The organism is Actinomadura sp. K4S16 (assembly GCF_008327685.1).
Lineage (GTDB): Bacteria > Actinomycetota > Actinomycetes > Streptosporangiales > Streptosporangiaceae > Spirillospora.
The window spans coordinates 55,447-80,840 of the sequence record NZ_BDDE01000009.1 but is presented as its reverse complement, the minus strand read 5'-3'; the positions used below and the strand labels follow the sequence as shown (position 1 = coordinate 80,840).

The 25,394-nt window shown below is 73.2% G+C and carries 11 protein-coding genes; 2 read left to right on the top strand and 9 right to left on the bottom strand.

Going from position 1 to position 25,394, the window contains the following annotated elements; all coding sequences use genetic code 11:
- Positions 1 to 25 precede the first annotated feature (25 nt).
- The gene (locus tag K4S16_RS00350; protein ID WP_149256778.1) at positions 26 to 610 is read left to right on the top strand and encodes a nuclear transport factor 2 family protein; all 585 of its coding nucleotides are present in this window, start codon (positions 26 to 28) and stop codon (positions 608 to 610) included.
- On the opposite strand, the gene K4S16_RS00345 is transcribed toward K4S16_RS00350, so the two are convergent.
- Positions 561 to 1,964, bottom strand: coding sequence for an FAD-dependent oxidoreductase (locus tag K4S16_RS00345; RefSeq protein ID WP_149256777.1), 1,404 nt, complete (start codon positions 1,962 to 1,964; stop codon positions 561 to 563). The genes K4S16_RS00350 and K4S16_RS00345 overlap by 50 nt on opposite strands.
- Positions 1,965 to 2,132: 168 nt before the next feature.
- On the opposite strand from K4S16_RS00345, the gene K4S16_RS00340 reads away from it, so the two are divergent.
- A complete protein-coding gene (locus tag K4S16_RS00340) occupies positions 2,133 to 2,543 on the top strand; it encodes a nuclear transport factor 2 family protein (RefSeq protein WP_149256776.1) in 411 nt (136 codons plus the stop codon).
- On the opposite strand, the gene K4S16_RS00335 is transcribed toward K4S16_RS00340, so the two are convergent.
- The 8 genes from K4S16_RS00335 to K4S16_RS00300 all read right to left on the bottom strand — a co-directional run bounded on the left by K4S16_RS00335 (position 2,518) and on the right by K4S16_RS00300 (position 25,230).
- Positions 2,518 to 3,714 carry a cytochrome P450 gene (locus K4S16_RS00335; RefSeq protein ID WP_149256775.1) on the bottom strand — a complete coding sequence of 399 codons (1,197 nt, stop codon included), beginning with the start codon at positions 3,712 to 3,714 and terminating at the stop codon, positions 2,518 to 2,520. The two genes, K4S16_RS00340 and K4S16_RS00335, sit on opposite strands and share 26 nt — an antisense overlap.
- Positions 3,715 to 3,786: 72 nt before the next feature.
- On the bottom strand, positions 3,787 to 4,944 hold the full coding sequence (locus tag K4S16_RS00330) for an AAA family ATPase (RefSeq protein WP_235036485.1): 1,158 nt from the start codon (positions 4,942 to 4,944) through the stop codon (positions 3,787 to 3,789).
- Positions 4,945 to 5,053: 109 nt separating this feature from the next.
- Positions 5,054 to 6,649, bottom strand: a complete 1,596-nt coding sequence (locus K4S16_RS00325; protein ID WP_149256773.1) for an ABC transporter permease — start codon at positions 6,647 to 6,649, stop codon at positions 5,054 to 5,056.
- Positions 6,649 to 7,581, bottom strand: coding sequence for an ABC transporter ATP-binding protein (locus K4S16_RS00320; RefSeq protein WP_149256772.1), 933 nt, complete (start codon positions 7,579 to 7,581; stop codon positions 6,649 to 6,651). Before K4S16_RS00320 ends, K4S16_RS00325 begins: the two co-directional genes overlap by 1 nt.
- Positions 7,582 to 7,586: 5 nt before the next feature.
- Positions 7,587 to 8,261 (bottom strand): TetR/AcrR family transcriptional regulator, encoded by a 675-nt coding sequence (locus K4S16_RS00315; RefSeq protein ID WP_235036474.1) that lies wholly within the window; start codon positions 8,259 to 8,261, stop codon positions 7,587 to 7,589.
- A 109-nt stretch (positions 8,262 to 8,370) separates the two neighbouring features.
- The gene (locus K4S16_RS00310; protein WP_149256771.1) at positions 8,371 to 9,147 is read right to left on the bottom strand and encodes a thioesterase II family protein; all 777 of its coding nucleotides are present in this window, start codon (positions 9,145 to 9,147) and stop codon (positions 8,371 to 8,373) included.
- A gap of 39 nt (positions 9,148 to 9,186) precedes the next feature.
- Complete coding sequence (gene ccrA, locus K4S16_RS00305) at positions 9,187 to 10,515, bottom strand: crotonyl-CoA carboxylase/reductase (protein ID WP_149256770.1); 1,329 nt, start codon at positions 10,513 to 10,515, stop codon at positions 9,187 to 9,189.
- 135 nt (positions 10,516 to 10,650) lie between these two features.
- Positions 10,651 to 25,230 carry a type I polyketide synthase gene (locus K4S16_RS00300; protein ID WP_160160822.1) on the bottom strand — a complete coding sequence of 4,860 codons (14,580 nt, stop codon included), beginning with the start codon at positions 25,228 to 25,230 and terminating at the stop codon, positions 10,651 to 10,653.
- Positions 25,231 to 25,394: the final 164 nt, after the last annotated feature.

The window sequence follows — 25,394 nt, the reverse complement described above, 5'->3', positions numbered from 1 at the left end:
GGGAGGCCAGAATGGGTGGTGCGACATGGCCGGCCGCAAGCACCTTGAGGAGATGTCCATGCTCGATGACCGGGCTTGCAAGGATCTAGTGGTCGAGCACTGCAGGAGGGTCAACGCGCGCGACGTCACCGGCCTCCTGCGCCTCTACTCACCCGGCGTGCGTTTCGAAGACCCCGTCGGGTCGGGTATTCGGCGCGGGCACGCGGAACTCCGGCAGCACGCCATGGGCGCCATTCATTGCGGCGTCCATGAATACGCGCACGATCCGGTCGGCGCACTGAACGGAAAGCAAGCCGCGGTGCCGGTGACCGCGCACCTGGACTTCCGCACGACGGCGCCCCTTCTGTCCTCCCAGGGCTTCATGGATTGGGACGGGAAACCCGCCGGCCCAGGCAAACGGCTCCAGATCCACTACGTGATGGTGATCGAGGTGGACGGGAGCGGCCTCATCGCCGTGATGCGCGCCTATTGGGGCCGCACCGACGTGACCGTCGTCGACGAACGAGATGTCCTGACCATGCCCGCCCGGCCCACCACCCGGTCCACCGCCGGGGGCCCGACTAGCGGGCCGTCCGAACCGTGCCGCGAACGGCCAGCTCCGCGGGTGTGAGCTGCGGGCGGCTGAGCGGCGGACGGGTCGGCCCGCGCCGCAGCGCGGCGATCACGTCGGGATGCTCCAGGCTGTTCAACGGGGCCGACAGGCTGGTCACGCCCGCGACCGCCGCGCCCACGCGAGGATCCCGGATCGCGGTCTCGGTGACGAGGTCGGCGAAGGCCCGCTGTCTCCTCAGCACCGCGATCCAGCGGGCGTCGGCGACGTCCACCCGGCAGCCCGGGTAGAAGATGTCCTGGGAGACCGCCAGCGACCACGGGCCGTCCACCACGGCCCCGATCGACTTCTGCGCACGACGCGCCGCGCCGCCGCCGACGCCGTCGCGCGAGATCTCCTCGCCGAGCGCGGCCGCGCTGAGAGCCGCCGCCCCCATGCCGTGCCCGTACACCGGGTTGAAGGCCACCAGCGCGTCCCCGAGAACGGCCAGTCCGTCGGGCCAACGGTTCAGTCCCTCGTAGCGGAGCCGGCGATTGGACGTGCTGCGCGTGCCGCGCACCTCCGTGAGCGGATCGGCCCCGGCGAGAAACTCCGACACCAGGGGGTGCCGCGCGGCGCGCACGAACTCGGCGAACCCTTCCTCGCCGGCCGGCGGCTCGCCGCCCCGGGTGCCCGACACCGTCACGATCCACTGCCCGTCCTCGATGGGCAGCAGCACCACGTTGTGCCCCGGCCGTCCCGTGCGGTGGTCGGCGTAGTGCGACACCACCGGGAAGGGCTCCGCCGGCGCGCGGAATATCCTCGTGGCGTAGGCGATGCCGGAGTCCACGACCTCTTCGGGCACCTCCGGGAGCCCGAGCCCGGCCAGCCAGCGCCGCAGCGGGGAACCTCGCCCGGTCGCGTCCACCACCAGGTCCGCCTCCAGGTCGGTGACGGTCCCCTCCGCCGTCCCGCGCAGGCGGACGCCGCGCACCCGCTCGGCGTCGCCCAGGAGCCCGGTCGCCTCCGTCCCGCCGAGCACCGTGACGGAGCCCCCGGCTCCGACCTGGTCCCGGACGGTCCAGTCCAGCAGCGGACGCGAACAGGCGATCATGAAGTGCTCGGTGGGGAACCGATGCTGCCACCCGTGCGACGTGAGCGACACCATGTCCTGATACATGCTGATCTTGCGCGCACCGGCCCGGTACAGCCGCTCCATCGTGCCCGGGAGCAGCTTGTCGATCACCCTGGCTCCCCCGGACCACAGCAGATGCGCGTGGCGCGCCTGCGGCAGCCCGCGCCGATGGTCCGGCCCGCCGGGGAGGACGTCGCGCTCCACGACGGTCACGGCGTCCAGGTGACGTGCCAGGGCCGCGGCCGCCAGCATCCCCGCCACACTGCCGCCCAGCACGACGGCATGGGTCCGTCTGGTCATCTCGGGCGTCTCCTCAACCTCGTTTCCCTCACGCTCGCAGCGCGATACGGGACCGGCAAGAAAACCGACCCCCTATTTCCGGCCGCCATCGCCCCTGATTCATCCGCGCTGAATTGAATGCGGGCGAGCCGCCCATAGAATCCCCTTAGCCGAGCGGCGGAGGATTTCATGGCCGGCGAAATGGCCCGCAAGAGGATCGCTCTGGAGTACTGCGCCCGGATGAACGCGGGAGACCTCGAAGGGGTCCTCGCGCTGTTCCGCGACGATGCCGTCTTCGAGGATCCGGTCGGCTCCCCCAGAGCCCTGCGCGAGCACCTCGCCCGGGCCATCGCCGGACGGGTGAGCGAGGAGCCGGGTACGCCGGTGGCCGCCATGGACGGCCGGCACGTGCTGCTGCCGGCGACCGTCACCGTGTCGGACCCGTCCGTGCCTCGCGGCAAGCGGGTCCGGTACACCCTGATCGGCCTGCTCGGCGTCGGCGACGACGGTCTCATTGAGGACGTCCGGGTGTTCTGGAGCGCCTCCGATGTGACGCTGGTGGACGAGGAGCCGGCTACCGGCCGGACCGGGACACCGTGACGGGCAGCCGCTTCATCCCGAAGAAGTTCTGGGGATAGAACTCGAGGTCCGCTCCCGGGGTGATGCGCAGGTCCGGGAAGCGGTCGAACAACAGGTTCAGCCCGAGTTCGCCCTCCAGCCGGGCGAGCTGGGACCCCAGGCAGTAGTGGATGCCCTTCCCGAAGGCCAGGTGGCCGTTGGGGTGCCGGCCGAGGTCGAAGACGTCCGGGCGGTCGAACTGGCGCGGGTCCCGGTTCGCCGCGACGATCCACACCTTCACCACCGAACCCGCCGGGATGCGGGTGTCCGCAAGCTCGACGTCGGTCCGGGTGTAGCGCAGCACCATCAGCACCGGGGGCCGGTACCGCAGCAGCTCCTCGATCGCGCTCGGCAGGAGCGAGCGGTCCGCCCTCAGCCGGGCGGCCAGCCCCGGATCCTCCTCGAAGCACCAGATCGCGTTGCTGAGCATCATCGTCGTGGTGACATGCCCTGCCTCCAGCAGGACGCGGCTGAAGTTCACGACCTCCTGGTCGTCGAGCCGGTCGCCGCCGACCTGCGTGGCCACCAGCCGGCTGAGCAGGTCCTCGCGCGGGGCCGCCCGCCTGCGCCGCACGTGCTCCAGCAGGTAGGCGTTCATCTCCATCGTGCCCATCGCGATCTCCCGCCGCGCGTCCTCGTTCGCGAGCGGGTCGAGCACGACGGCGCCCAGCATCCGGTCCGCCCAGGCCTTGAACTGGGCGAGGTCCAGGCTCGGGATGCCGAGCAGCTCGGCGATGACGATCACGGGCAGCGGCTGGGTGAACTGAGAGACGAGCTCGATCTCGTCCGCGCCGCCCGCCGCGTCCAGCAGGCCGGCGGCAACCTTCCGGATCTCGGGCTCCAGCGCCGAGACCGCCTTGGGGACGAAGACCCGGCTGACGATGGTGCGCAGCTTGCGGTGCTCGGGCGGATCCAGCCAGAGCATGTTCCCCCGGAAGCGGCCGGCGGCGGGGAAGGCGTGCGAGGGATCGCTGGAGAAGGACGACGGTTCCGACAGCACGCGCTGCGCCTCCGCGGCGCGAACGACGTTCCATACGCCCTGCGCGTCCCGTCCGACCGGGCACTCGTCCTGCATCCGGTGCGCCCACGCGATCAGGTCAGAGCCGCCGTCCGCGGCGGACGGTGCCGTCTCGCAGATCGTCTGCTGGGCCATGGGCGCCTCCCGGGGAACGTCTGGAGCGACGGTAGTTCCGCGCTCCCGGGCGGGATAACCCCTACCGGACCCCTATTCGGCACCGGCGCTCCGCGCTTTTCCGATTCCATTCGCGTCACGCCCCCGGGCCAGATATTCCAGCGTCACCCATTGGCTGGCGGCCACGACGTGATGGGCCACGTCATCTGCTTTCGCGCCTTTCCGGTAGAGGAGGCGGGCCGAGCGCATGTGCAGATCGCTGCGCCGCGCGGGTTCCATGCCGGCCAGGACGGCCAAGCGAGCGGCCTCGTGCCGGAACCGCACCGAGTCAAGCAGTCCGGCCGTGCCGAGGGCGTTCAGCGGCCCGCCCAGGTCCGGTTCCGCCCAGCCGAGCAGGTCGGCCACCGTGCGCGGGACGGCCATGTCGCCGAGCACGGCCACGGCCTCGGCCAGCCGCCGGGTGTCCTCGTCCCCGCGCCGAAGGCAGTCCAGTACCGCGCGCTCGAAACCGGGCCCGACCACCAGCCGGCCGGCGTTCCCCGTGGCGGCGTCCCGCTGGTCCTCCAGCAGGCCGCGCAGCAGCAGCGGGCTGCCGCCGGTGATGGCCAGGGCGCCCGCGGCGAGGCGCTCGGCGCGGGCGGCGCCGAGCCGGGAGGCGAACATGCGGGCCGCGCCCTCGCGCGACAGCGGGCGCATCCGCAGCAGCGGTGTGCCGGGCAGCCGGGACAGCTCCTCGCGCAGCACCCCGCGTCCGGGGTGGGCCACCCCGGCGTCGGTGAAGATCATCATGACGCGCGCGCCGCGCAGGCCGCGGACCACGCCGAGCAGGTCCCTCAGCGAGGAGAGGGTGACCCGGTGCGTGTCGTCCACGCCCACCACGACCGGATCGCGCTCGGCTAAGGCGAGCAGCAGGGCGTGCAGCCGCCGCGCAGTCTCGTCGGAGGGCAGGCCGCCTCCGCGCGGCCCCGCGGGAGTCGGCGCGCCGGGTCTCGGCCTCCCGGTCTCCTCGGCGAACAGCTCCATGCCTTGTAGCAGGCCCTCGGTGAGGTCGGCGGGATCGCCGGGTTCGCCGAGAGGGGTCCCGGCCTCGAAGTACAACGCTCCCGCCGCGACGGCGCGCTCGGTGAAGGCGTGCAGCAGCTCGGTCTTGCCGGACGCCACCGCGCCGCTCACCAGCGCCGCTCCCCCCGCGCCGTGCCGGCAGTCGGCCAGCAGGGCGTCCAGCCGCTGCAGTTCTTGGTCGCGCTCCACTGTGTGCAAGCCACGTCTCCTTCGTCGAGGAGGCGACGGGCCGCCCGCCGGACTCGATCCCCGGCGGGCGGCACCGGTGCCGCGCAGTGTGGCCGTGCCGCCCAGCCGGTCAGGCGACCGACTTGACGTCGCGGGTGCGGAACCGCAACAGGCCCGCGACGGTGAGGACGGCCGCGATGGCGGCCAGCCAGACCAGCGGCTGCACCGCGACCTCTCCTCCCGGCAGCTTGGGAATGTGGGTGAACGGGGAGACGTCCAGCGCCTTCTGGCTGAGCTGCATCGCCGATCCGATCTGCCCGAGCAGGACGAACACCGCGAGCGCGCCCCAGCTCGCCAGCGTGAACTGCGGCAGGATACCGAACAGCGCGATGGTGAGTCCCGCGAGCACCCACACGGCGGGGAGCTGGACGAGGGCCCCGCCGAGCACGCGGGGCACCTCGTGCCCGGGGTCGCCGGTGTTGATGCCATGCGTCAGCCCCGCGGCGAGGCCCGCGACCGTCAGCACGACGGCCGGGCCGAGCAGCGAGAACAGCAGGTGCCCTCCCGCCCACTGGAGCCTCCCGACGGAGGTGGCGAGCACGGGGTCGGCTCTCAGCCCGTCCTCCTCGGCACGCATCCGCAGCGCCGCCTGAATCGCGTAGGCCGCCGCGATGAGCCCGAACAGGCCCATCATCGAGCTGAGGAAGGCGTCACTGAAGCCCGAGGCACCGCCCATCCGGGTGAAGACGTCGTGCAGGCTCTCGTTGTCGCGCATCATGTCGGCGACGCCCTTGGCCACTCCGCCCAGCACCACGCCGATCACGGCGAAGCCCGCCGTCCAGCCCAGCAACGGCGCCCGGTGCAGCCGCCAGGCGAGGGCCAGGGGGCTGCGCAGCCGTCCCGCCGCCTCGGCCGGACCGAGACGCGGCGGCAGCACACCGGCGCCGACGTCGCGGCGTGCCGACAGGGCAACGCTCGCGGCGACGAGGCCGGCGATGGCGACGACGACGATCCCGAGCACCCACCAGCGCTCGTCCGCGTACGGCCGGATGCGGTGGACCCATCCGATCGGCGACAGCCACGAAAGCCAGGTCGCTCCCCCGCTGTCACCGGCGATCCGCAGCAGAAGGGAGGCGCCGAGCACGCCGATGGCGATGGCTCGCGCGCCGCCGGCGCTCGTGGTGAGCTGGGCGGCCAGCGCGCCGACCGCCGCGAAGATGCAGCCGGCGGCGGCGAACTCCAGCCCGAGCGCGACACCGCCCGCGGCCGGCAGATCCTGCTTGTTGAGTCCCGCCATCATGATGAGCGCGAGGACGAGGTTGGCGCCGATCGTCACGATGAGCGCGGCGGCCAGGCCGGCGTGGCGGCTCACGGCCGCCGAGCCCAGCAGCTCCCGGCGCCCGGCCTCCTCGTCGGTGCGGGTGTGCCGGATGACCGTGAGCAGGCTGAGCAGCCCGACGACGAGCGGGATCAGCCCGAGCCGCTGGGTCACGATGCCGCCGACGCCCTCGTCGTAGAGCGGCCCGAACAGCGCGATGAAGGCCGGGTTGTTTCCGCTGACCTGGGCGTACTCATGGCGGTCGGCGACGGTCGGGTACAGGTCGGCGGTACTGGAGGCGAACGCGGACGGCACCACGCCCAGGTAGATGACCCAGATCGGCATCAGGAACCGGTCGCGGCGCAGGATGAGCCGGACGAGCCCGCGCGTCCCCGTCAGCGCGCCCATCAGGCGACCCGGCCGTTCCGGGCGCCCTGCCCCCCGGCACCGGCCGGTTCCTTCTGGTAGTGGCGCAGGAACAGCTCCTCCAGCGTCGGAGGCCGGCTGATGAGGGACCGGACACCGGCCTTGGAGAGCACCTGCAGCACCTCGTCGAGCCGGTCGGAGTCGACCTCGCAGGTCAGCCGCCCACCGGGCTGCTCCTCCAGGTGGTGCACCCCCGGCTGGGAGCCGAGGCCCTCGTGCGGCCCGGCCAGCTCGGCCTGGATGGAGATCCGGGTGAAGTGCCGCAGATCGGCGAGGGTGCCCGTCTCCACGGTCCGGCCGTCGCGGATGATGCTGACGCGGTCGCACAGCGCCTCGACCTCGGCGAGGATGTGGCTGGCCAGCAGGACGGTGCGGCCGCTGCTGCGCTCCTCGTCGATGCACTCGCGGAAGGCCGCCTCCATCAGCGGGTCCAGTCCCGAGGTGGGCTCGTCGAGGATGAGCAGCTCGACGTCGGACGCGAGCGCGGCCACCAGCGCCACCTTCTGCCGGTTGCCCTTGGAGTAGGAGCGCGCCTTCTTGCGGGGGTCCAGGTCGAACCGGTCGAGCAGTTCGGCCCTGCGGTTCTTGTTGAGCCCCCCGCGCAGCCGGCCGAGCAGGTCGATGACCTCGCCGCCCGAGAGCCCCGGCCAGAGCGTGACGTCGCCGGGGACGTAGGCCAGCCTCCGGTGCAGCGCGGTGGCCTCTTCCCACGGGTCGCCGCCGAGGAGCCGGACCTCGCCGGCGTCGGCCCGCAGCAGGCCGAGCAGGATGCGGATGGTGGTGGTCTTGCCGGCCCCGTTCGGTCCGAGGAACCCGTGGACCTCGCCGGTGCGGACCTGCAGCCGCAGCTCGTCCAGAGCCCGGGTGCGGCCGTACGCCTTGACGAGACCCTCGATGTGGATCGCGTCGCTCATTGCCGTTACTCCTCTGCGGTGGGGGGACCTGCTAGGAAACGTTCGAGTCCGGCGCGGGCCTCGGCGGCCGTCTCCGGGCTGACGAGCGCGTGCGAGTGGATGTCGAGCAACGCCAGGACCAGGCGGGGGTAGGTCTCGGGGCTGAAGGTCTCGGTGCCCAGCGTGCGCGACAGGTGGGTGTGCAGGACGATGACGCCGAGCTGCATGGCGGTCAGCACGGCCGAAAGGCCCTCGCGGTCATGGTCCGGGGGAGCGATGACGCCGGGCATGCCCGCCCAGAGCGCGTCCTTGGTGTAGTCGACCAGCTCGTCGAAGAGCTGCGCTGAGGACGGGGAGTCGTCGACCAGCGCACGGGCCAGGTAGCGCAGCACCGGCATGCTGGTCCGGAAGGCGATGGACAGGAAGTTGGGGTCCGCGAACTGGCCTTTGGCGTGGGCCTCGTCCTTGGTCCTCCGGAAGAAGTCGAAGGCGTACTCGTCGCACGCCTCCCGCAACGCCTCCTTGCTCTTGTAGTGGTACTGGACGAGTCCGGACGACACGCCCGCGGCCTCGGCGATGTCCCTGATCGTCGCCTCTTTGGCGCCGCGCTCGGCGAACTGCAGCAGCGCGGCGTCCCTGATCCGCGCCCGCGCGGTCAGGTCGGCATCGGCAGGACGTTCCGCGGGCGGGACTGAACTCATATACAGCTTCCTTAACACATGATCAGTTGTCCATATCAACGTACTAGATCCCTATACACTCGTCCAGCATTCTGGCCAGGTGCTCAGGGGCGAACCGCCGCCGGCCGGCTCAGTGGTCGGCCGCGAAGCCCGCCAGATCGGCGGCGATGGCGGCGGCGACCTCGGCGCGGCGCTCGCTCAGGTAGAAGTGGCCGCCGGGCAGGGTGCGCATCCGGAAGCCGCCGCCGGTGTGGGCGCGCCATGCTTCGGCCTCCGCGGTGGAGACGCGGGGGTCGCGGTCACCCGTCAGCACGCTCACCGGGCAGGCCAGCGGCGGGCCGGGACGGTGCCGGTAGGTCTCGATCGCCCGGTAGTCGGCGCGCAGCGCGGGAAGGATCATGCGCCGCAGTTCCTCGTCCTCCAGCAGGGCGGCACTGGTCCCGCTCAGCCCGGCCACCTCGGCGAGCAGCGCGTCGTCGGAGCGGCGGTGCACGTCTTCGTGGCGGTGCGTGGACGGCGCCCGGCGCCCGGAGACGATGAGCACGGCCGGATCCGTCCCCTCCCCTTCGAGCCTCCGTGCCACCTCATAGGCGAGCACGGCGCCCATGCTGTGCCCGAACAGCGCCAGCGGCCGTCCCGGTTCCCGCGGCAGCACCTCGTGGACGAGCCCGGCGAGGGACTCCAGGTCCGTGCACGGGGCCTCGGCCCGCCGGTCCTGGCGTCCCGGGTACTGGACGGCGACGACCTCGCAGGCGCCGGCGAGCTCGCGGGCGAACGGGTGGTAGAAGCTCGCCGAGCCGCCGGCGTGTGGGAAGCAGACGAGCCGGGGGCGCGCGGGCACAGCGGGTGCGGGGGACGCGGGGAACCGCCGGAACCAGCGGTCCGCCACCTCTGCGGACGTGCTCATGGCTGCCACCACCTTCGGCGGACGGAGGGCTCCGCGCGGTCAGCGGAAGAGGTCGATCTTGGCGGCATGCCTCTCCCGCATTTCCGGGTCGGTCACGCCGAGCCCCTCCCGCGGGGCGAGGCAGAGAATGCCGATCTTTCCCTGGTGGGTGTTGCGCTGCACGTCGCGCACGGCCTGGGCGGCATCGGCGAGCGGGTAGCTGCGTGACAGGGTCGGGTGCACCCGCCCCCGACGGACCAGCTCGTTGGCCCGCCACGCCTCCTGGTAGTTGGCGAAGTGCGACCCGATGATCCGCTTGAGGTTCATCCAGAGATAGCGGTTGTCGAAGTAGTGGTCGTAGCCGCTCGTTGAGGCGCAGGTCACGATCGTCCCGCCCCGGCGGGCGACGTACACGCTCGCTGCGAAGGTCTCCCGCCCCGGATGCTCGAACACCACGTCGGGGTCCAGACCGCCGGTCAGCTCCCGGATGGCGCCGCCGAAACGCCGCCACTCCTTGCGGTTGGGGACCCCGCGATCCTGCCAGAACTGGAATCCCTCGGCCGACCGATCCAGCACCAGCTCGGCGCCCATCGACAGGCAGATGTCGCGCTTCTCCGGCGAGGAGACCACGCAGACGGGATCCGCGCCGCCCCGCAGGGCGAGCTGGGTGGCGTAGGAGCCGAGTCCGCCGCAGGCCCCCCAGACCAGCACGACGTCGCCCTGCTTCATATCCGCGCCGTTGCGCGAGACCAGTTGCCGGTAGGCGGTGGAGTGCACCAGCCCCGGGGCCGCTGCCTCCTCCCACGTCAGGTGCTCCGCCTTGGGCATGAGCTGGTTGGCCCGGACCAGGGCCAGTTCGGCGAGTCCGCCGAAGTTGGTCTCGAAGCCCCAGATCCGCTGCTCGGGGTCGAGCATCGCGTCGTCGTGCCCCTCGGGCTCCTCCAGCTCGACCGACAGGCAGTGCGCCACGACCCGGTCCCCCGGACGCCAGCGGGTGACACCGGGGCCGACCCGCAGGACGACCCCCGACAGGTCCGAGCCGAGCACGTGGTAAGGCAGGTCGTGACGGGCGGCGAGCGGGGAGCGGCGGCCGTATCGCTGCAGGAACTCGAACGTCGGAATGGGCTCGAAGAGGGCGGACCACACGGTGTTGTAGTTGACCGAGCTCGCCATGACGGCGATCAACGCCTCGCCGATCCCCAGTTCCGGGACGTCGACGTCGTGCACGTGCAATGAATCGCGCGGGTCCCGGTCTTCGACCGGGATCCCCTCGAAGACTCCGACCTCGCTCTTGTGCACGGTCAGCGCGCGATAGGAGTCGGGCACCGCGATGCCCTCCCATTCCAGGGCTGGAGCACGCTGTTCGATCGCTTGCAGAATCTCCCGCATTTTCCGTCCCTGAGAATGGTGCACGGTCGTTACGGTCGAAGGTCGCATCGGGCCTGAAACAGGGCAAGGCGCCACTGGGTTTATAGGGGGCGGCACGCCGAGAACTGGGGGCACGGAGCACCGCCCTCGGCCCGCTTACAGGCCGAGTTCGTTGCGGACGAAATCCAGCACTTCGGTGGAGGAGGCGGCCGCGAGCCGCTCCCCTACGCCGTCGTCGTGAACCTCCGCGGCGCCCTCGGGTGCGGACCGCGCCCGCCATTCCTCCAGCAGCCGCTCCAGCCGGGCCGAGATCATGGCGCGCTCCTCCTCCGCGGCCCTGGAACCGGCGCGCGCCATCGCCTCCGCCAGCCGGTCCAGGCCGCTGAGGACCGCGTCGGCCGCGGACGGGGCGCTCGGCGCCAGCGTCTGGCAAAGGTGTTCGGCCAGCGCGGTCGCGGTCGGATGGTCGAACACCAGCGTCGCGGGCAGCCGGGTGCCCGCCGCGGCGCTCAGCGCGTTGCGCAGCTCGACCGCGCCGAGGGAGTCCACGCCCAGCTCCTTGAAGCTGGCCTCGGCGTCGACGGCATCCGCGGACGCGTGACCGAGAACGGCGGCAAGGCACTCCCGGACCTCCCGCACCATGACCTCCCGCATCCGCTGGGGCGGAAGGTCCGCCAACCGCCGGGCAAGGGACCCGGACGCGCTACTTCGCACCGAGCCGCCGGCGGCACGGCGGAGGGGAGCCTGCGTCCCCTCACCTGCCCGCCAGGGCGCGAGGTGCGCTGGGACGAGGACGGCGTCCTCCCGTTCCAGGGCATGATCGAACAGGGCGAGCGCCTCGGCCGACGGCATCGGCCGGATGCCCAGTCGCCCCATCCGGTCACGGTCGGCGTGGTCGAGGTCGGCGGTCATCCCGCTGCCGTGCTCCCATAGCCCCCATGCCAGAGAGACCGCCGGGAGCCCCTCGGCACGGCGGCGCGTGGCGAGGGCGTCGAGCACGCGGTTGGCCGCCGCGTAGTTGCCCTGGCCTGGTGTTCCCAGCACGCCGGCGACGGAGGAGAACACCACGAAGGCGGTGAGGTCCAGCCCGCGGGTCAGCGCGTCCAGATGCAGCGCCGCACCGGCCTTCGGGCCGAGCACCCGGGCCAGGCGCGGCGGGGTGAGGGAGGCCACCACCCCGTCGTCGAGGACGCCCGCCGCATGGACGACCGCGGTGAGCGGGCGGTCTCCGGGAATCTCCGACAACAGCCCGGCCAGGGCGTCGCGGTCTCCGACGTCGCAGGCCCGCACCGTCACCGAGGCACCGAGGGCCCGCAGGGCGTCCGCCAGTTCCACCGCGCCCTCGGCGTCCGGCCCGCGCCGGCCGGCGAGCAGGAGGTTGCGCGCACCGTACCGTGTCACCAGGTGGCGGGCGACCCGGCCGCCGAGGGCGCCGGTGCCGCCGGTGATCAGGACCGTGCCCGCGGGATCGGGCCGCCGCGGCACGGTGAACACGATCTTGCCTACGTGTCCGCCGCGTCCCATGTGCCGCATCACCTCCGGTGCGGCACGCAGGTCGTGGACCTCGACGGGAGGCGGGCGCAGCGTCCCCCGCTCCAGCAGATCCACGACCTCGGCCAGGATCTCGCCGAGTCGTTCCGGAGACGCATCGCGCAGGTCGAAGGCGCGGTAGGTCGCATCCGGGCGGAATGCGGCCGCTTCGGACGGGTCGCGCAGATCGGTCTTGCCCATCTCCACGAACCGGCCCCCGGGCCCGAGCAGTCCCATCGAGGCGTCCACGAACTCGCCCGCGAGAGAGTTGAGCACTACGTCCATGTCCGCCGGGGCGAACTCCCGCGCGAAGGACAGGTCGCGGGAGGACGCGCGGTGCGCGGCGTCCAGGCCGAGCCCGGCGAGAACCCCCTGCTTGCCCGGGCCTGCTGTGCCGTACACCTCGGCCCCCCAATGCCGGGCGAGCCGGACGGCGGCCGTCCCCACCCCGCCGGCGGCGGCGTGCACCAGGACGCGCTCTCCCTCATGCAGGCCCCCCAGATCGCGCAGGCCGTAGTAGGCGGTCATGAACGCCACGGGCACCGCGGCGGCCCGCTCGAACGACCAGCCGTCCGGGATGGGCACGAGCAGCCGGTGGTCGGTCACCGCGACGGGCGCGAACCCCTCGTCCAGCAGACCCATGACGCGGTCGCCCGGGGCGAGCCCGGTCACGCCGGCACCGACGTCCACCACTGTTCCGGCGCCCTCGCTGCCGAGCGCGGCGGAGCCCGGGTAGACCCCCAGGGCGATCATGACATCGCGGAAGTTCAGACCGGCCGCGCGGACGGCCACTCGCACCTCGCCGGGCCCGAGCGGTCGGCCGGTGCGCTCCGACACCGTCGGACGCACGCCGGACGGTGAGCCCGGCTCGACCGGTGCCAGGTGCCAGCCCGTGTCCCGGGGCAGTTCGAGCCGCTCCCCTGTTTCGGCGCGGATGAGACGCGGCGCCCGCACGCCGCCTTCGCGGACCGCGAGGCAGGGTTCGCCGGGATGGGAGGCCGCGCGCGCGGCATCGGCGAGGGCGGCGGCCTCGTCCCGTTCGCCGCTGTCGACCAGGACGAAGCGTCCGGGGTTCTCGGCCTGGGCGGACTTCACCAGTCCCCAGGCCGCCGCGGCGGCCAGGTCCTCGGCGGGCTCTTGCGGCCCGGTGGCGACGGCCCGGCGGGAGACCAGCGTCAGAGGGACCCCGGACAACCGGTCCTCCGCCAGCCATCCCTGCAGCAGCGCAAGGACCTCGGCCGTGGTCGCCTGTACGGCCTCGGGAAGGTCCGAGGCTCCGGCGCGATCGGCGAGCAGTACCGCGACGCCGGTGCCGGCGCTCCCACCGATATCGCCCGCCAGTTCCGCCGGGTCGGGCCACTCATCAGGCCCGAACGCGGTCCCACGCTCCGCCGTCTCTGCCTTCTCTGCCGGCGCCGGCGGCAGCAGAGCCCACTCCTCGCGGAACAGCGCCGCGCCCTCACCCGTCGATGTGGCCGCGAACTCGCCGGGCGGGGCCTCCCGAAGCGAGAGGGACTCCACGGCGAGAACCGGCTCGCCGGCCGGATCGGTCAGCAGTACCCGGACGCTGTCCGGGCCCGTGCGCGTCAGGCGCACGCGCAGCGCCGTCGCCCCCAGCGCGTGCAGCGTCAGGCCGTGCCAGGCGAACGGGAGTCGGGGCGCCGTTCCTGGTTCGGCACGCACGAGCAGATGCAGGGAGGCGTCCAAGAGCGCCGGGTGCACGCCGAAACCTCCGGGATCCTGATCGCCTGGCAGGGCAGCCTCGGCGTACAGGTCGTCGCCGTGGCGCCACGCGGCGGTGAGCCCGCGGAACGCCGGGCCGTAGTCGTATCCGGCGGCGGCCGCCTCCTCGTAGAACCCGTCCAGGTTCAATGGCTCGGCGTCGGCCGGAGGCCAGTCGTCGAGCCGCTCCGGCAGGGCGCCCTCATCGCGCCCCACCATGCCCTGGGCATGGCGCGTCCACGCGGCGTCGCCATCGGCCGGACGTCCGTAGACGGCGATCGGGGCGTCGCCGGACTCGTCCTCCTCGCCGACGACGATCTGGAGCCGGATCCCTCGGCCCCCCGGGAGCGTCAACGGGTGTTCGAGGACCAGTTCGGCAAGGCGTGGGCGCCCGGTCTCCTCCCCGGCACGCCGGGCCAGGTCGGCCAGCGCCGCGCCTGGGACCAGGACGGTCCCGAGCACGGCATGGTCGGAGAGCCAAGGGTGCTCCCGGACGGACAGGCCGCCAGTGATCACCGTCTCGCCCGAGCCGGCATGCGTCATCCGCGAGGCCAGCAGAGCGTGCCCGTCGATCCGTTCGCCCGGCCCGCCGCGGTCCGCGCCGGGTGCCGCCTCCAGCCAGAGGCGCCGCCGCTGGAAGGCATAGGTGGGGAGGTCGACCCGCCGCACCGGCCCTGCGGGCAGGAACGCGGCCCAGTCGACGTCGTGGCCTCGGACATGGGCGGCGGCCACGGCGGACGCCAGGGTGCGGTCGGCCGGCCGGTCGGCACGCCCGGTCGGGAAGAGGACGGCCTCCTCCGGTCGCAGCAGGCAGTCCGGCCCGAGCGCACTCAGCACCGCGTCGGGTCCCAACTCCAGATACTCCCGGACGCCTCGGGCTTCTAGGGCGCGCATTGCGTCGGCGAACCGCACCGGCGCGCGCACCTGGCGCACCCAGTACCCGGGGTCGCGGACGTCGCCGTCGGACGTTGTGACGATGGGGATGGCAGGGTCGCCGTAGCTCAAGGAGGCGGCCACCTCGGCGAACCGCTCCAGCATGGGTTCCATGCGGTGGGAGTGGAAGGCGTGGCCGACGCGCAGCCTCCTGGTCTTGCGGCCGGAGGCGGCCGCTTCGGCCTCGACCTCGGCGACGGCGTCCTCCTCCCCGGACACCACGACCGCGGACGGGCCGTTCACCGCGGCGATCGACACACGCCCGGAGCGCTCCCCGATCAGGTCCAGCACATCCCGCTCGCTCATCCGCAGGGAGACCATCGCACCGCCGGGCGGCAGCTCCTGCATGAGCCGTCCCCGCGCCGCGACCAAGGCGCACGCGTCCTCCAGGCTCAGGACTCCCGCGACGTGCGCGGCGGCGACCTCGCCGATGGAGTGTCCGGTCACCGCGTCGGGGACCAGGCCCGCGCTTTCCAGGAACCGGTGGAGCGCGACCTCCAGCGCGAACAGCCCCGCCTGGGTGAAGACGGTCCGGTCCAGCAGCCCGGTCTCGTCGTCGGTGTCGAACACGACGTCCTTGACGTTCTGGCCGAGCCGTTCGGAGACGCCCGCGCACACCTCGTCGAACGCGGCCGCGAAGACGGGGTGCTCCCGGTGCCATTCGCGTCCCATGCCCTGCCGCTGGGATCCTTGGCCGGAGAACAGGTACGCGAGCCGTCCGTGCGTACGAGCGTTGCCGGTGACGACGTCCGGGCCGGGCCGCCCCGCGGCGAGCGCCGCGAGCGCGGTCTCGGCCGCGGTGCGGTCCTCGGCGAGGATGACCGCGCGGTGCGTCAGGGCGGCCCGGCCCGTCGCGAGTGCCTTGCCGACGTCGGCCAAGGAGGCGTCCACGCCCCCGGCCTGGAGGAATTCGCCGAGGCGGCCGGCCTGCGCCCGCAGCCCGCCGACGTCCTGTCCCGAGATGGTCCAGGGCACCAGCGACGGGCCCGAGGCGGCGTCGTCGGCGTCGCCGGCGTTGTCCGCAGGGCGGGCTTCGGGCGCCTCCTCCAAGACGACGTGGGCGTTGGTACCGCTGATGCCGAAGGAGGACACGCCCGCCCGGCGCGTCCGTACGCCGGGTTCCCAGGGCACCGGTTCGGTCAGCAGCCGCACAGCGCCCGACGACCAGTCCACATGCGGGGTCGGCCGGTCCACATGGATGGTCCGCGGAAGCAGTCCGCGGCGCAGCGCCATCACCATCTTGATCACGCCCGCGATCCCGGCCGCGGCCTGCGGGTGGCCGAGGTTGGACTTCACCGAGCCCAGCCACAGCGGCCGGTCCCGCGGCCGGTCCGGGCCGTAGACGTCCAGGACGGCCTGCGCCTCGATCGGGTCCCCGAGGGTGGTGCCGGTGCCGTGCGCCTCGACCGCGTCGATGTCGGCGGAGGCGAGCCCGGCCGCGGCGAGCGCCTGCTGGATGACCCGCCGCTGCGAAGGGCCGCTCGGGGCGCTGATGCCGTTGCTGGCCCCGTCCTGGTTGGTCGCCGAGCCGCGGATGACCGCAAGCACCGGGTGGTCGTTGCGGAGGGCATCGGAGAGACGTTCGACGAGGACGATCCCGGCGCCCTCGGACCAGCCCGCGCCGTCCGCGGCGGCGGCGAACGACTTGCAGCGCCCGTCGGGCGCGAGCCCGCGCTGCCGGCTGAACTGGACGAACATTCCGGGGGTGGCCATGACGGTGACCCCGCCCGCGAGGGCCAGTGAGCACTCTCCGGAGCGCAGAGCCTGGCCGGCCAGGTGCAGTGCCACCAGGGAGGACGAGCAGGCGGTGTCGAGCGTGACCGCGGGCCCCTCCAGGCCCAGGGTGTATGCGACCCGGCCCGACACCACGCTGCCCTGGGCGCCGGTGGTCAAGTAGCCCTCGACGGCACCGGGCACCTCACCGAGGCGCGAGACGTAGTCGTGGTACATCAGCCCGGCGAACACCCCGGTCCTGCTTCCCGCGAGAGAGCGAGGGTCGATCCCGGCCCGCTCTATCGCCTCCCACGACGTCTCCAGCAGGAGCCGCTGCTGAGGGTCGATCGCGAGCGCCTCGCGGGGCGGGATGCCGAAGAAGCCGGGATCGAAGTCCGCCGCGCCGTCAAGGAAGCCGCCCTCTCTGGCGTAACTGGTGCCCGGATGGTCGGGGTCGGGGTGGTAGAGGGCGTCGAGATCCCATCCACGGTCGCCGGGGAAGGCGGACACGGCGTCGCGGCCCGCGGCGACCAGGTCCCACAGATCCTCCGGCGAGCACACCCCGCCGGGATAGCGGCACGCCATCCCGATGACGGCGATCGGCTCGGCGGACGGCGGACGCGGGGCGAGGCCGGCGGCCGCCGGGACTCCGGCATCGCCGGGCGCGCCGTCCAGTGTCGCGTGGAGGAGCCGGGCCACCGCCTTCGGCGTCGGGTGGTCGAACACCAGCGTCACCGGCAGCCTGACACCGGTCGCGGCCGACAGGCGGTTACGGAGTTCCACTCCGGTGAGCGAGTCGAATCCGAGTTCCTTGAAGGCGTGCTCGTCCGGGACGGCGTCGGAGGACTCGTGCCCGAGGACCTCGGCGGTCAAGGACCGCACCAGGTCGGCCAGCTCCCGCTCCCGCTCGCGCGGCGGAAGGTTCGCGAGGCGGGCGAGCGGCGAGTCCGGTGCGGTGCCGGGCAGGTCGGCGGCCGCGGTGGCGGCCCGGCGGCGGGCGGGCGCCCCCGCCAGGTCCCGCAGGGGTGCCGCGACCGTACCGTCGGCGACGCGGGCGCGTACCGCGGCGGTGCTCAGTCGCGCCGCGACCAGGAACGCGTCGTCGCGGGCGAGGGCGGCGTCCAGCAGCCGCAGACCGTCGCCGGTGGGCAGCGGGAGGACTCCCGCGCGTCCCAGCCAGGACAGGTCCCTGTCGGCAAGGTGCCCGGTCATGCCGCTGCGCTCCTCCCACAGGCCCCAGGCCAGCGAAGTGGCGGGCAGGCCGCGCGCACGGCGCCGCTCGGCGATCGCGTCGAGGGCTGCGTTGGCGGCGGCGTAGTTGCCCTGGCCCGGGTTCCCGAGCACACCCGCGACCGAGGAGAAGAGCACGAACATCGACAGGTCGAGGTCCCTGGTCAGTTCGTCCAGGTGAAGGGCGGCTTCCACTTTGGGACGCAGGACGCGGTCGAGGCGCCCGGGGGTCAAGGACCCGATCAGCCCGTCGTCGAGTGCGCCCGCGGCGTGCACCACACCGCGCAGCGGACCGTCCTGCTCGATCTCGGCGACGAGCCGCGCGAGCGCCGCGCGGTCGCTCACGTCGCAGGCCGTGATCCAGGGCCGGGCGCCCAGGCCGGTCAGCTCCGCGGCGAGCTCGCGCGCGCCGGGCGCGTCGATGCCCCGGCGACTCGCCAGCAGCACCCGCCGCACACCGTGGCGGGCCACGAGGTGTCGGGCGACGGCGGCGCCGAGGGTCCCCGTCCCGCCCGTGATGAGGACGGCGTCGTCGGGGCCGAGTTCCGGAGGCGGCCCGGCCGCGGGCTCGGCGCGGACCAGCCGGGGCACCGAGACCGCACCGCCGCGAACGCGCACCCGCGGCTCACCGGTGGCGAGGATCGCCGGCAGCAGCGGCCCGGCCGAGCCGGGGTCGTCGGTGTCCACCAGGACGAACCGGCCGGGATCCTCGGCCTGGGCCGAGGCGACGAGGCCCCCGGCCGCGGCACCCGGCACACCGCCCGTGGTGATCACGACGACCGTCCCGGGGTCTCCGGCGGGCGGCGGCTCGGTGAGGGCGGACAGCACGCGAGCGGTCGCCGTACGCACGGCGCGCGCAACAGCCGCGGCATCCGCGTCCTCACCGGGCTCGCTCACCAGGACGGTCCTCGGTCCGGTGCCGCCGGACGCGGTCAGGTGCAGCGGCGACCAGGCGAGCGTGTAGAGGTCGCGCCGGGCCGGCGCCTGGGCGGCGGAAGGGCCGGACCGCGGCATCGGCCTCAGCCGCAGCGCGGCCACGCGCGCGACAGGCCGTCCTTCCTCGTCGGACATCGCCAGGGACACCCCGTCGTCGCCGGCCGGGGCCACGTGCACCCGTAGCGCCGCCGCGCCGTCGGCGCTGAGCGACACGCCCTCCCAGGCGAACGGCAGCCAGACCCGGTGGTCGGCCGCGACGTCGCTCAGCCCGACGACGGCATGCAGCCCGGCGTCGAGGAGGGCGGGATGGAGGGCGAACCGTCCCGCGTCAGAGCGCACGTCCGCCGGAAGGGCCACTTCGGCGAAGACGTCGCGGCCGGCCCGCCATGCCGCGCGCAGCCCCTGGAACGCCGCGCCGTACTCGTAGCCGATCTCGGCGAGCCCGTCGTAGAAGCCGTCGAGGTCGATCGGTGCGGCGTTCGGCGGCGGCCACGCCCCGGGCTCGCGTCCCGCGGGCTCCGACGGCGCTCCCGTGAGGACGGCGGTCGCATGCCGTGTCCACGGCGCGTCGGGCGAGGTCCGGGAGTGGACTCGCACCTCCCGGCAGCCCGCTTCGTCCTGTGCCTCGACCACCACCTGCACGTACGCGTCCTGCCCTGCCGGCATCTCCAGCGGCGATTCCAGGACCAGGTCGGCGATCTCGCAGAGCCCCACCGCGTCCGCCGCCCGGACGGCCAGCTCGACGTAGGCGGCGCCCGGCAGCAGGACCGTTCCGTGGACGGCGTGGTCGGCCAGCCAGGGATGGGAGGTGAGCGACAGCCGCCCCGTGAGGGTGACCGGGCCGTTTCCCGCCTGCCTGATCACCAGGCCGAGCAGCGGATGACCCGCCACCTCGACGCCCTCTCCGGGCGCGTCGCGCAGCGGGCGCCCGCCCGGCGCGAGCCAGTAGCGCCGGCGCTGGAACGCGTAGGTCGGCAGGTCCGTGGCCGCACCGCCGGGCACGAGCGCCGCCCAGTCCACCGCGACGCCCCGCACGAAGCCCTCGGCGGCCGAGCGCAGCAGCCGGGCGAGGCCGCCCTCCTCGCGGCGCAGCGAACCGGTGGCCACGACCGGGACATCGGCCTCGTCGGCGATCTCGGCGATGTTGGGGACCAGGATGGGGTGCGGGCTGCACTCGATGAAGGCCCGATGGCCCTCGCCGAGCAGGCCGCCGATCGCCCCGGCGAAATCCACCGGACGGCGCGCGTTGTCGAACCAGTACTCCGCGCCCAGCGCCGAGGTGTCCATGACCCCGCCCGTGACGGTTGAGCAGAACGGAACCTGCCCCGCGGCCGGGGCTACTGGTTCCAGGAGGTCGAGCAGTTCCCCGCGTAGTGGATCGACCTGCGCGCTGTGCGAAGCGACCGTCCCCGCCACGACACGCGCACGGATCCCCCGCTCCCCGCACAGCACCACCAGCTCATCCAGCAGGTCCTCCGGACCCGCCACCATCGTGGCGCCCGGCCCGTTGGCACCCGCCAACGACAGCGTCCCGCCCCACCGCCCGATCAACTCCTCGACCGCGGACCGCCCGGCCGCGATGGCGGCGACCGCTCCGTGGCCGACAAGCGCGCGAGCGAACAATCGCGAGCGCAACACCACGACCCGTACGGCGTCGTCGAGCGAAAGCGCGCCGGCGACGTACGCGGCGGCCACCTCACCCTGCGAATGCCCCACCACCGCACCCGGGAGGACGCCGAGGGAAGCCCAGATTCGGGCGATTCCGACCATCACGGCGAACAACAGCGGCTGGAGAACCTCGATACGCGCCAGATCCGCCTCATCAGCCCGCTCCAGCACCTCCCGCAACGACCAATCCACATACCGCGACAGAACGAGCTCGCACTCCTCCACCCACCCCCCGAACACCTCCGACGAATCCAGCAGCTCACGCCCCATCCCCACCCACTGCGACCCCTGCCCCGGAAACACCAGAACCGGACGACCCACCTCCACGGCCGTACCCGAGACCACTTCGGCGCTCGTGTCGCCATTGGCGAGAGCGCGGAGTCCGGCGGTCAGTTCCTCGGCTCCGGCCCCGAGGACGACGGCGCGGGCGGGCAGCAGGGCACGGGTGCGGGCCAGTGACCACGCCGCGTCGCCGATGTCGAGTGACGCGGCCGTCCCGGCCAGACGCGCCGCCTGGGCGCGGACCGCGGCCCCGTCGCGGCCCGAGATCACCCAGGGCACCACCTTTGCGGGCCTGTTCGAGACGCCGCCACCGGGCCGCACGGACGGCCGCCCTGCCTCGCCGGCCTCGGCGTCGGGTGCCTGTCCGGGGATGTCGGGTGCCTGTTCGAGAATGAGGTGCGCGTTGGTCCCGCTGATTCCGAACGACGAGACCCCCACGCGGCGCGGGCGCGCGTCGTCCGGCCACGGCATTCGTTCTGACAGGGGTCGCACGGCGCCGGACGACCAGTCCACGTGGGGTGTCGGTTCGGCCGCGTGCAGGGTCCGCGGCAGCATCCGATGGCGCAGTGCCTGCACCATCTTGATGACGCCCGCGACGCCGGCGGCGGCCTGCGTGTGCCCGATATTGGACTTCACCGACCCCAGCCACAGCGGCCGTTCCGCCGCGCGATCGCGCCCATAGGCCGCAAGCAGGGCGCGTGCCTCGATGGGATCGCCGAGCCGCGTACCCGTCCCGTGCGCTTCCACCGCATCCACCTCGTCAGGGGCCACTCCCGCGTCGGCCAGCGCATGGGCGATCACGGTCTCCTGCGCGGGGCCGCTGGGGGCGCTGAGGCCGTTGCTGGCGCCATCTTGGTTGGTCGCCGACCCGCGTACCACCGCGAGCACATGGTGACCGTGGCGCCGGGCGTCCTCCAGGCGCTCCAGCACCACCATCCCCACACCCTCGGACCACCCCGCACCGTCCGCCCCGGCACCGAACGCCTTGCAGCGGCCGTCAGGGGACAGGGCCCCCTGACGGCTCAACTCGACGAACATCCCTGGGGTCGCCATCACGGTGACGCCGCCTGCCAGAGCCAGCGAGCACTCGCCCGACCGCAGCGCACGCCCCGCCAGGTGCATCGCCACCAACGACGACGAACACGCCGTGTCCACCGTCAGCGCAGGCCCCTCCAGACCGAACGTGAACGCCACCCGACCGGACACGACGCTTGGTGTGCTGCCGGTCAGCAGATGCCCTTCGACTCCTTCACCGCCTTCGTGGAGACGAGGGCCGTAGTCCTGGAAGGTGGTGCCGACGTAGACGCCGGTGGACGAGCCGCGCAGCGACAGCGGATCGATCCCCGCCCGCTCCAGGGCTTCCCACGACGTCTCCAACACCAGCCGCTGCTGCGGATCCATCGCCAGCGCCTCACGGGGCGAGATCCCGAACAACCCCGCGTCGAACTCCCCCGCGTCGTACAGGAAGCCGCCCTGGCGCACATAGCTGCGTGCTCGCGAGTCCTCGTCGTCCGAGAACAGTTCCTCCAGGTCCCATCCCCGGTCAGAGGGGAATTCGGAGATCGCGTCGATCTCGTTGGAGACGATGTGCCACAGGTCTTCGGGAGATCCGACGCCCCCCGGGAAGCGGCAGGCCATGCCGATGATGGCAAGCGATTCGCCGGCCGCCGGCGTGCCCACGGCGGCATCCGCGCGAGCGCCGTCCCGGCCGGTGTCCTCCAGTTGTCCCTTGATGAAGTCGGCGACCCGATGGGGCGTGGGGTGTTCGTAGAGGAGCGTCGCGGGAAGCGCGAGGCCGCTCGCCGAGGCGATGCGGTCGCGCAGTTCGACTCCGCTGAGGGAGTCGAAGCCGAGTTCGCGGAAGGAGATGACCGGATCGACGTCGTCCGCGCCCGAGTGCCCGAGCACAGCCGCGGCGTGCGTACGCACCCAGGTGAGCACCGTCCGGGCGCGCTCCTCGCCCGTCCGCCCCTTGAGCTTCTCGGACCAGCCGCCGGGGCGACCGTCGGTGACCGGCGCCTCGGGCCGGCCGGCCGGGGCCTCGACGGGAGCCGGCTCCCCTGACCCGAGCATCTGGGGAACGTTGTCGAGCCAGTGGCGCCGGCGCTGGAAGGCGTAGGTCGGCAGCGGGACCGGACGGCTCGGCTCGGCGCCTAGGACGGCCGTCCAGGTCGGCTCGACACCGCGCACGTGCAGCGCGGACGCGGCCCGCAGGACCTCGTCTCGTTCGGGGCGTCCTGGGCGCAGCATGGGAACGAACGCGGCCTCGGCACCGGAGGCGCAGTCCCGTGCCATGCCTGAGAGCACTCCGTCGGGCCCGAGTTCCAGGAAGGTGGTGGCGCCCTCGTCGAGGAGGCGGCGCACTCCGCTCGCGAACCGCACGGTCTCCCGGGCGTGGCGGACCCAGTACGCGGGTGAACCGAGCGTCTCGGCCGGAAGCAGATCGCCGGTCACGTCGGAGACGATCGGGATCCGAGGTGCCCGGAACTCCAGCCCGGCCGCGATCGCTTCGAACTCGCCGAGCATCGCGTCCATGTGGACGGAGTGGAAGGCGTGGCTCACACGCAACCGCTTGGCCTTGCCCCCCGCCTCCCGCCAGCGGCGCGCGATCTCTTCGACGGCGGGCGCGTCACCGGAAACGACGGTGGCCGCCGGGCCGTTCAGCGCGGCAATGTCCACCTGTCCCCGGTGCGGCTCGATCAGGGCGGCCACCTCCTCCTCACCGCCGTCCAGCGAGGCCATGGCACCGCCCTCGGGCAGGGCCTGCATCAGCCGTCCGCGTGCCGCGACGAGGACGGCGGCGTCCGGCAGGCCGAGGACGCCCGCCGCGTGTGCCGCGGAGAGTTCGCCGATCGAGTGCCCGAGCAGCCGGGCGGGACGTACGCCCCAGTCCTCGACCAGCCGGAACAGGGCGGTCTCCAGGGCGAACAAGGCCGCCTGGGTGTACATGGTCTGGTCGAGCAGCGCCGACTCGGGGGTACCCTCGCCGGCGAGGACGATCTCGCTGAGCGGGCGCTCAAGGTGCCGGTCCAGTTCCCCGCACGCCGCGTCGAAGGCTGCGGCGAAGACCGGGAAGGCCGCACGCAGGCCGCCGCCCATTCCGGGCCGCTGGCTGCCTTGGCCCGCGAACAGGAAGACCGGCCCCGGCCCGTTCAGGCCGTCGCGAACCGGACGGTCCCCCTCGACGAGCGCGGCCGAGGGCTCGCCCGCCGCCAGCGCCGCCAGCCCCGCCGCGGCCACCTCGGGTGCGGGCGCGAGGACCACGGCACGATGCTCGAAGGCCGTCCGCGTCGTGGCCAGCGCGAGCGCGAGGTCGAGCGCGTGCTCCCCCGCAGGCATCGTTTCGATCCGCCGGCCGAGCCTCGCCGCCTGCTCGCGGAGTGCCTGCGACGTGCGCGCCGACAGCAGGTACGGCAACAGGACCGGCTCCTGAGGGCCGGGTCCGGGCTCCGGTGGACGCGGCCCTTCCTCCAGCACCAGGTGGCAGTTGGTGCCCCCCATGCCGAAGGAGCTGACGCCCGCGATGAGCGGCCGGTACGTGTCGGGCCAGTCCTGCCACTCGCCGACCACCCGCAGGTTCAGCTCGTCCATGGGGATCCGCGGATGCGGCTCGGCGTAGTTGAGGCTGGCCGGAATGCGCCGGTGCCACAGCGCCAGTGCCGCCTTGATCAGTCCGGTCACTCCGGCCGCGCCCTCCAGGTGACCGACGTTGGTCTTGGCCGACCCGACCGCCAGCGGCCGGTCCGCCCGCCTGGACCGCCCTATGACCGCGCCCAGTGCCGCCGCCTCGACCGGGTCGCCGAGCCGGGTGCCGGTCCCGTGCAGCTCGACGTACTGCACGTCCGCCGGATCCACGCCTGCGGCCGCGTAGGCGGCGGCCAGCACCTCTTCCTGCGCGGACTGGTCGGGCACCGTCAGCCCGTCGCCGCCGCCATCGTTGTTGACCGCGCCACCGCGAATCACGCAGTACACCCGGTCTCCGTCGGCGACCGCGCGTTCCAGCGGCTTGAGCACCACGACCCCGCCGCCCTCCCCACGCACGTAGCCGTTGGCGCGCGCGTCGAAGACGTGGCATCGGCCGTCGGGCGACAGGGCCCCGAACCGGGCCGTGCCGAGGGCGCTGTCGGCGGCGAGGTTGAGGTTGACGCCTCCGGCCAGCGCGAGCTCCGACTCCCCGCGGCGCAGGCTGTCGCAGGCGGTCCGCACCGCCACGAGCGACGACGACTGCCCCGAGTCGAGCGTGAGGCTCGGGCCGCGCAGCCGCAGCAGGTACGACACCCTGTTGGCGATCATGCTGCGGTGCAGGCCGGTGACGGTGTGCGCGGTGACGGCGCCGAGGCCGCCCCGGCGGGTCAGCGCGGCGTAGTCGTCCCAGATGGCGCCGAGGTGCACCGCCACCGGGCGGCCGGCCAGCCGTCCCGGGACGATCCCCGCGTCCTCCAGTGCCTCCCAGCTCAGCTCCAGCGCGAGCCGCTGCTGCGGGTCCATGGCGGCGGCCTCGCGGGGCGCGATGCCGAAGAAGGCCGCGTCGAACTCGTCCACCCCGTCCAGGAAGCACGCCCGGCGCGGCAGATCCGGGTGCCGCTCCTCGCTCGCCCAGCGCCCGGGCGGGACGTCCCGGACGGCGTCCCGGCTCTCCGCCAGCATCCGCCAGAACGCCTCCGGATCGGCCGCGTCGGGCAACCGGCAGGCCATTCCGACGACGGCGACCGACTGGTCCATAATTGCGTCCATTCTTTATCGCCAACGAGTCCGGATATTCGCGCACCAGGGCGCCGGGAAAGGAGTCAAAGAAGATGATAGACACCCCTATGCGGGCGGCACAGCCCCTAATCCGCCTTTCTAGTCCCCTATTCAGGTCAGCATTTCCCGGTTGCCGCATTTTC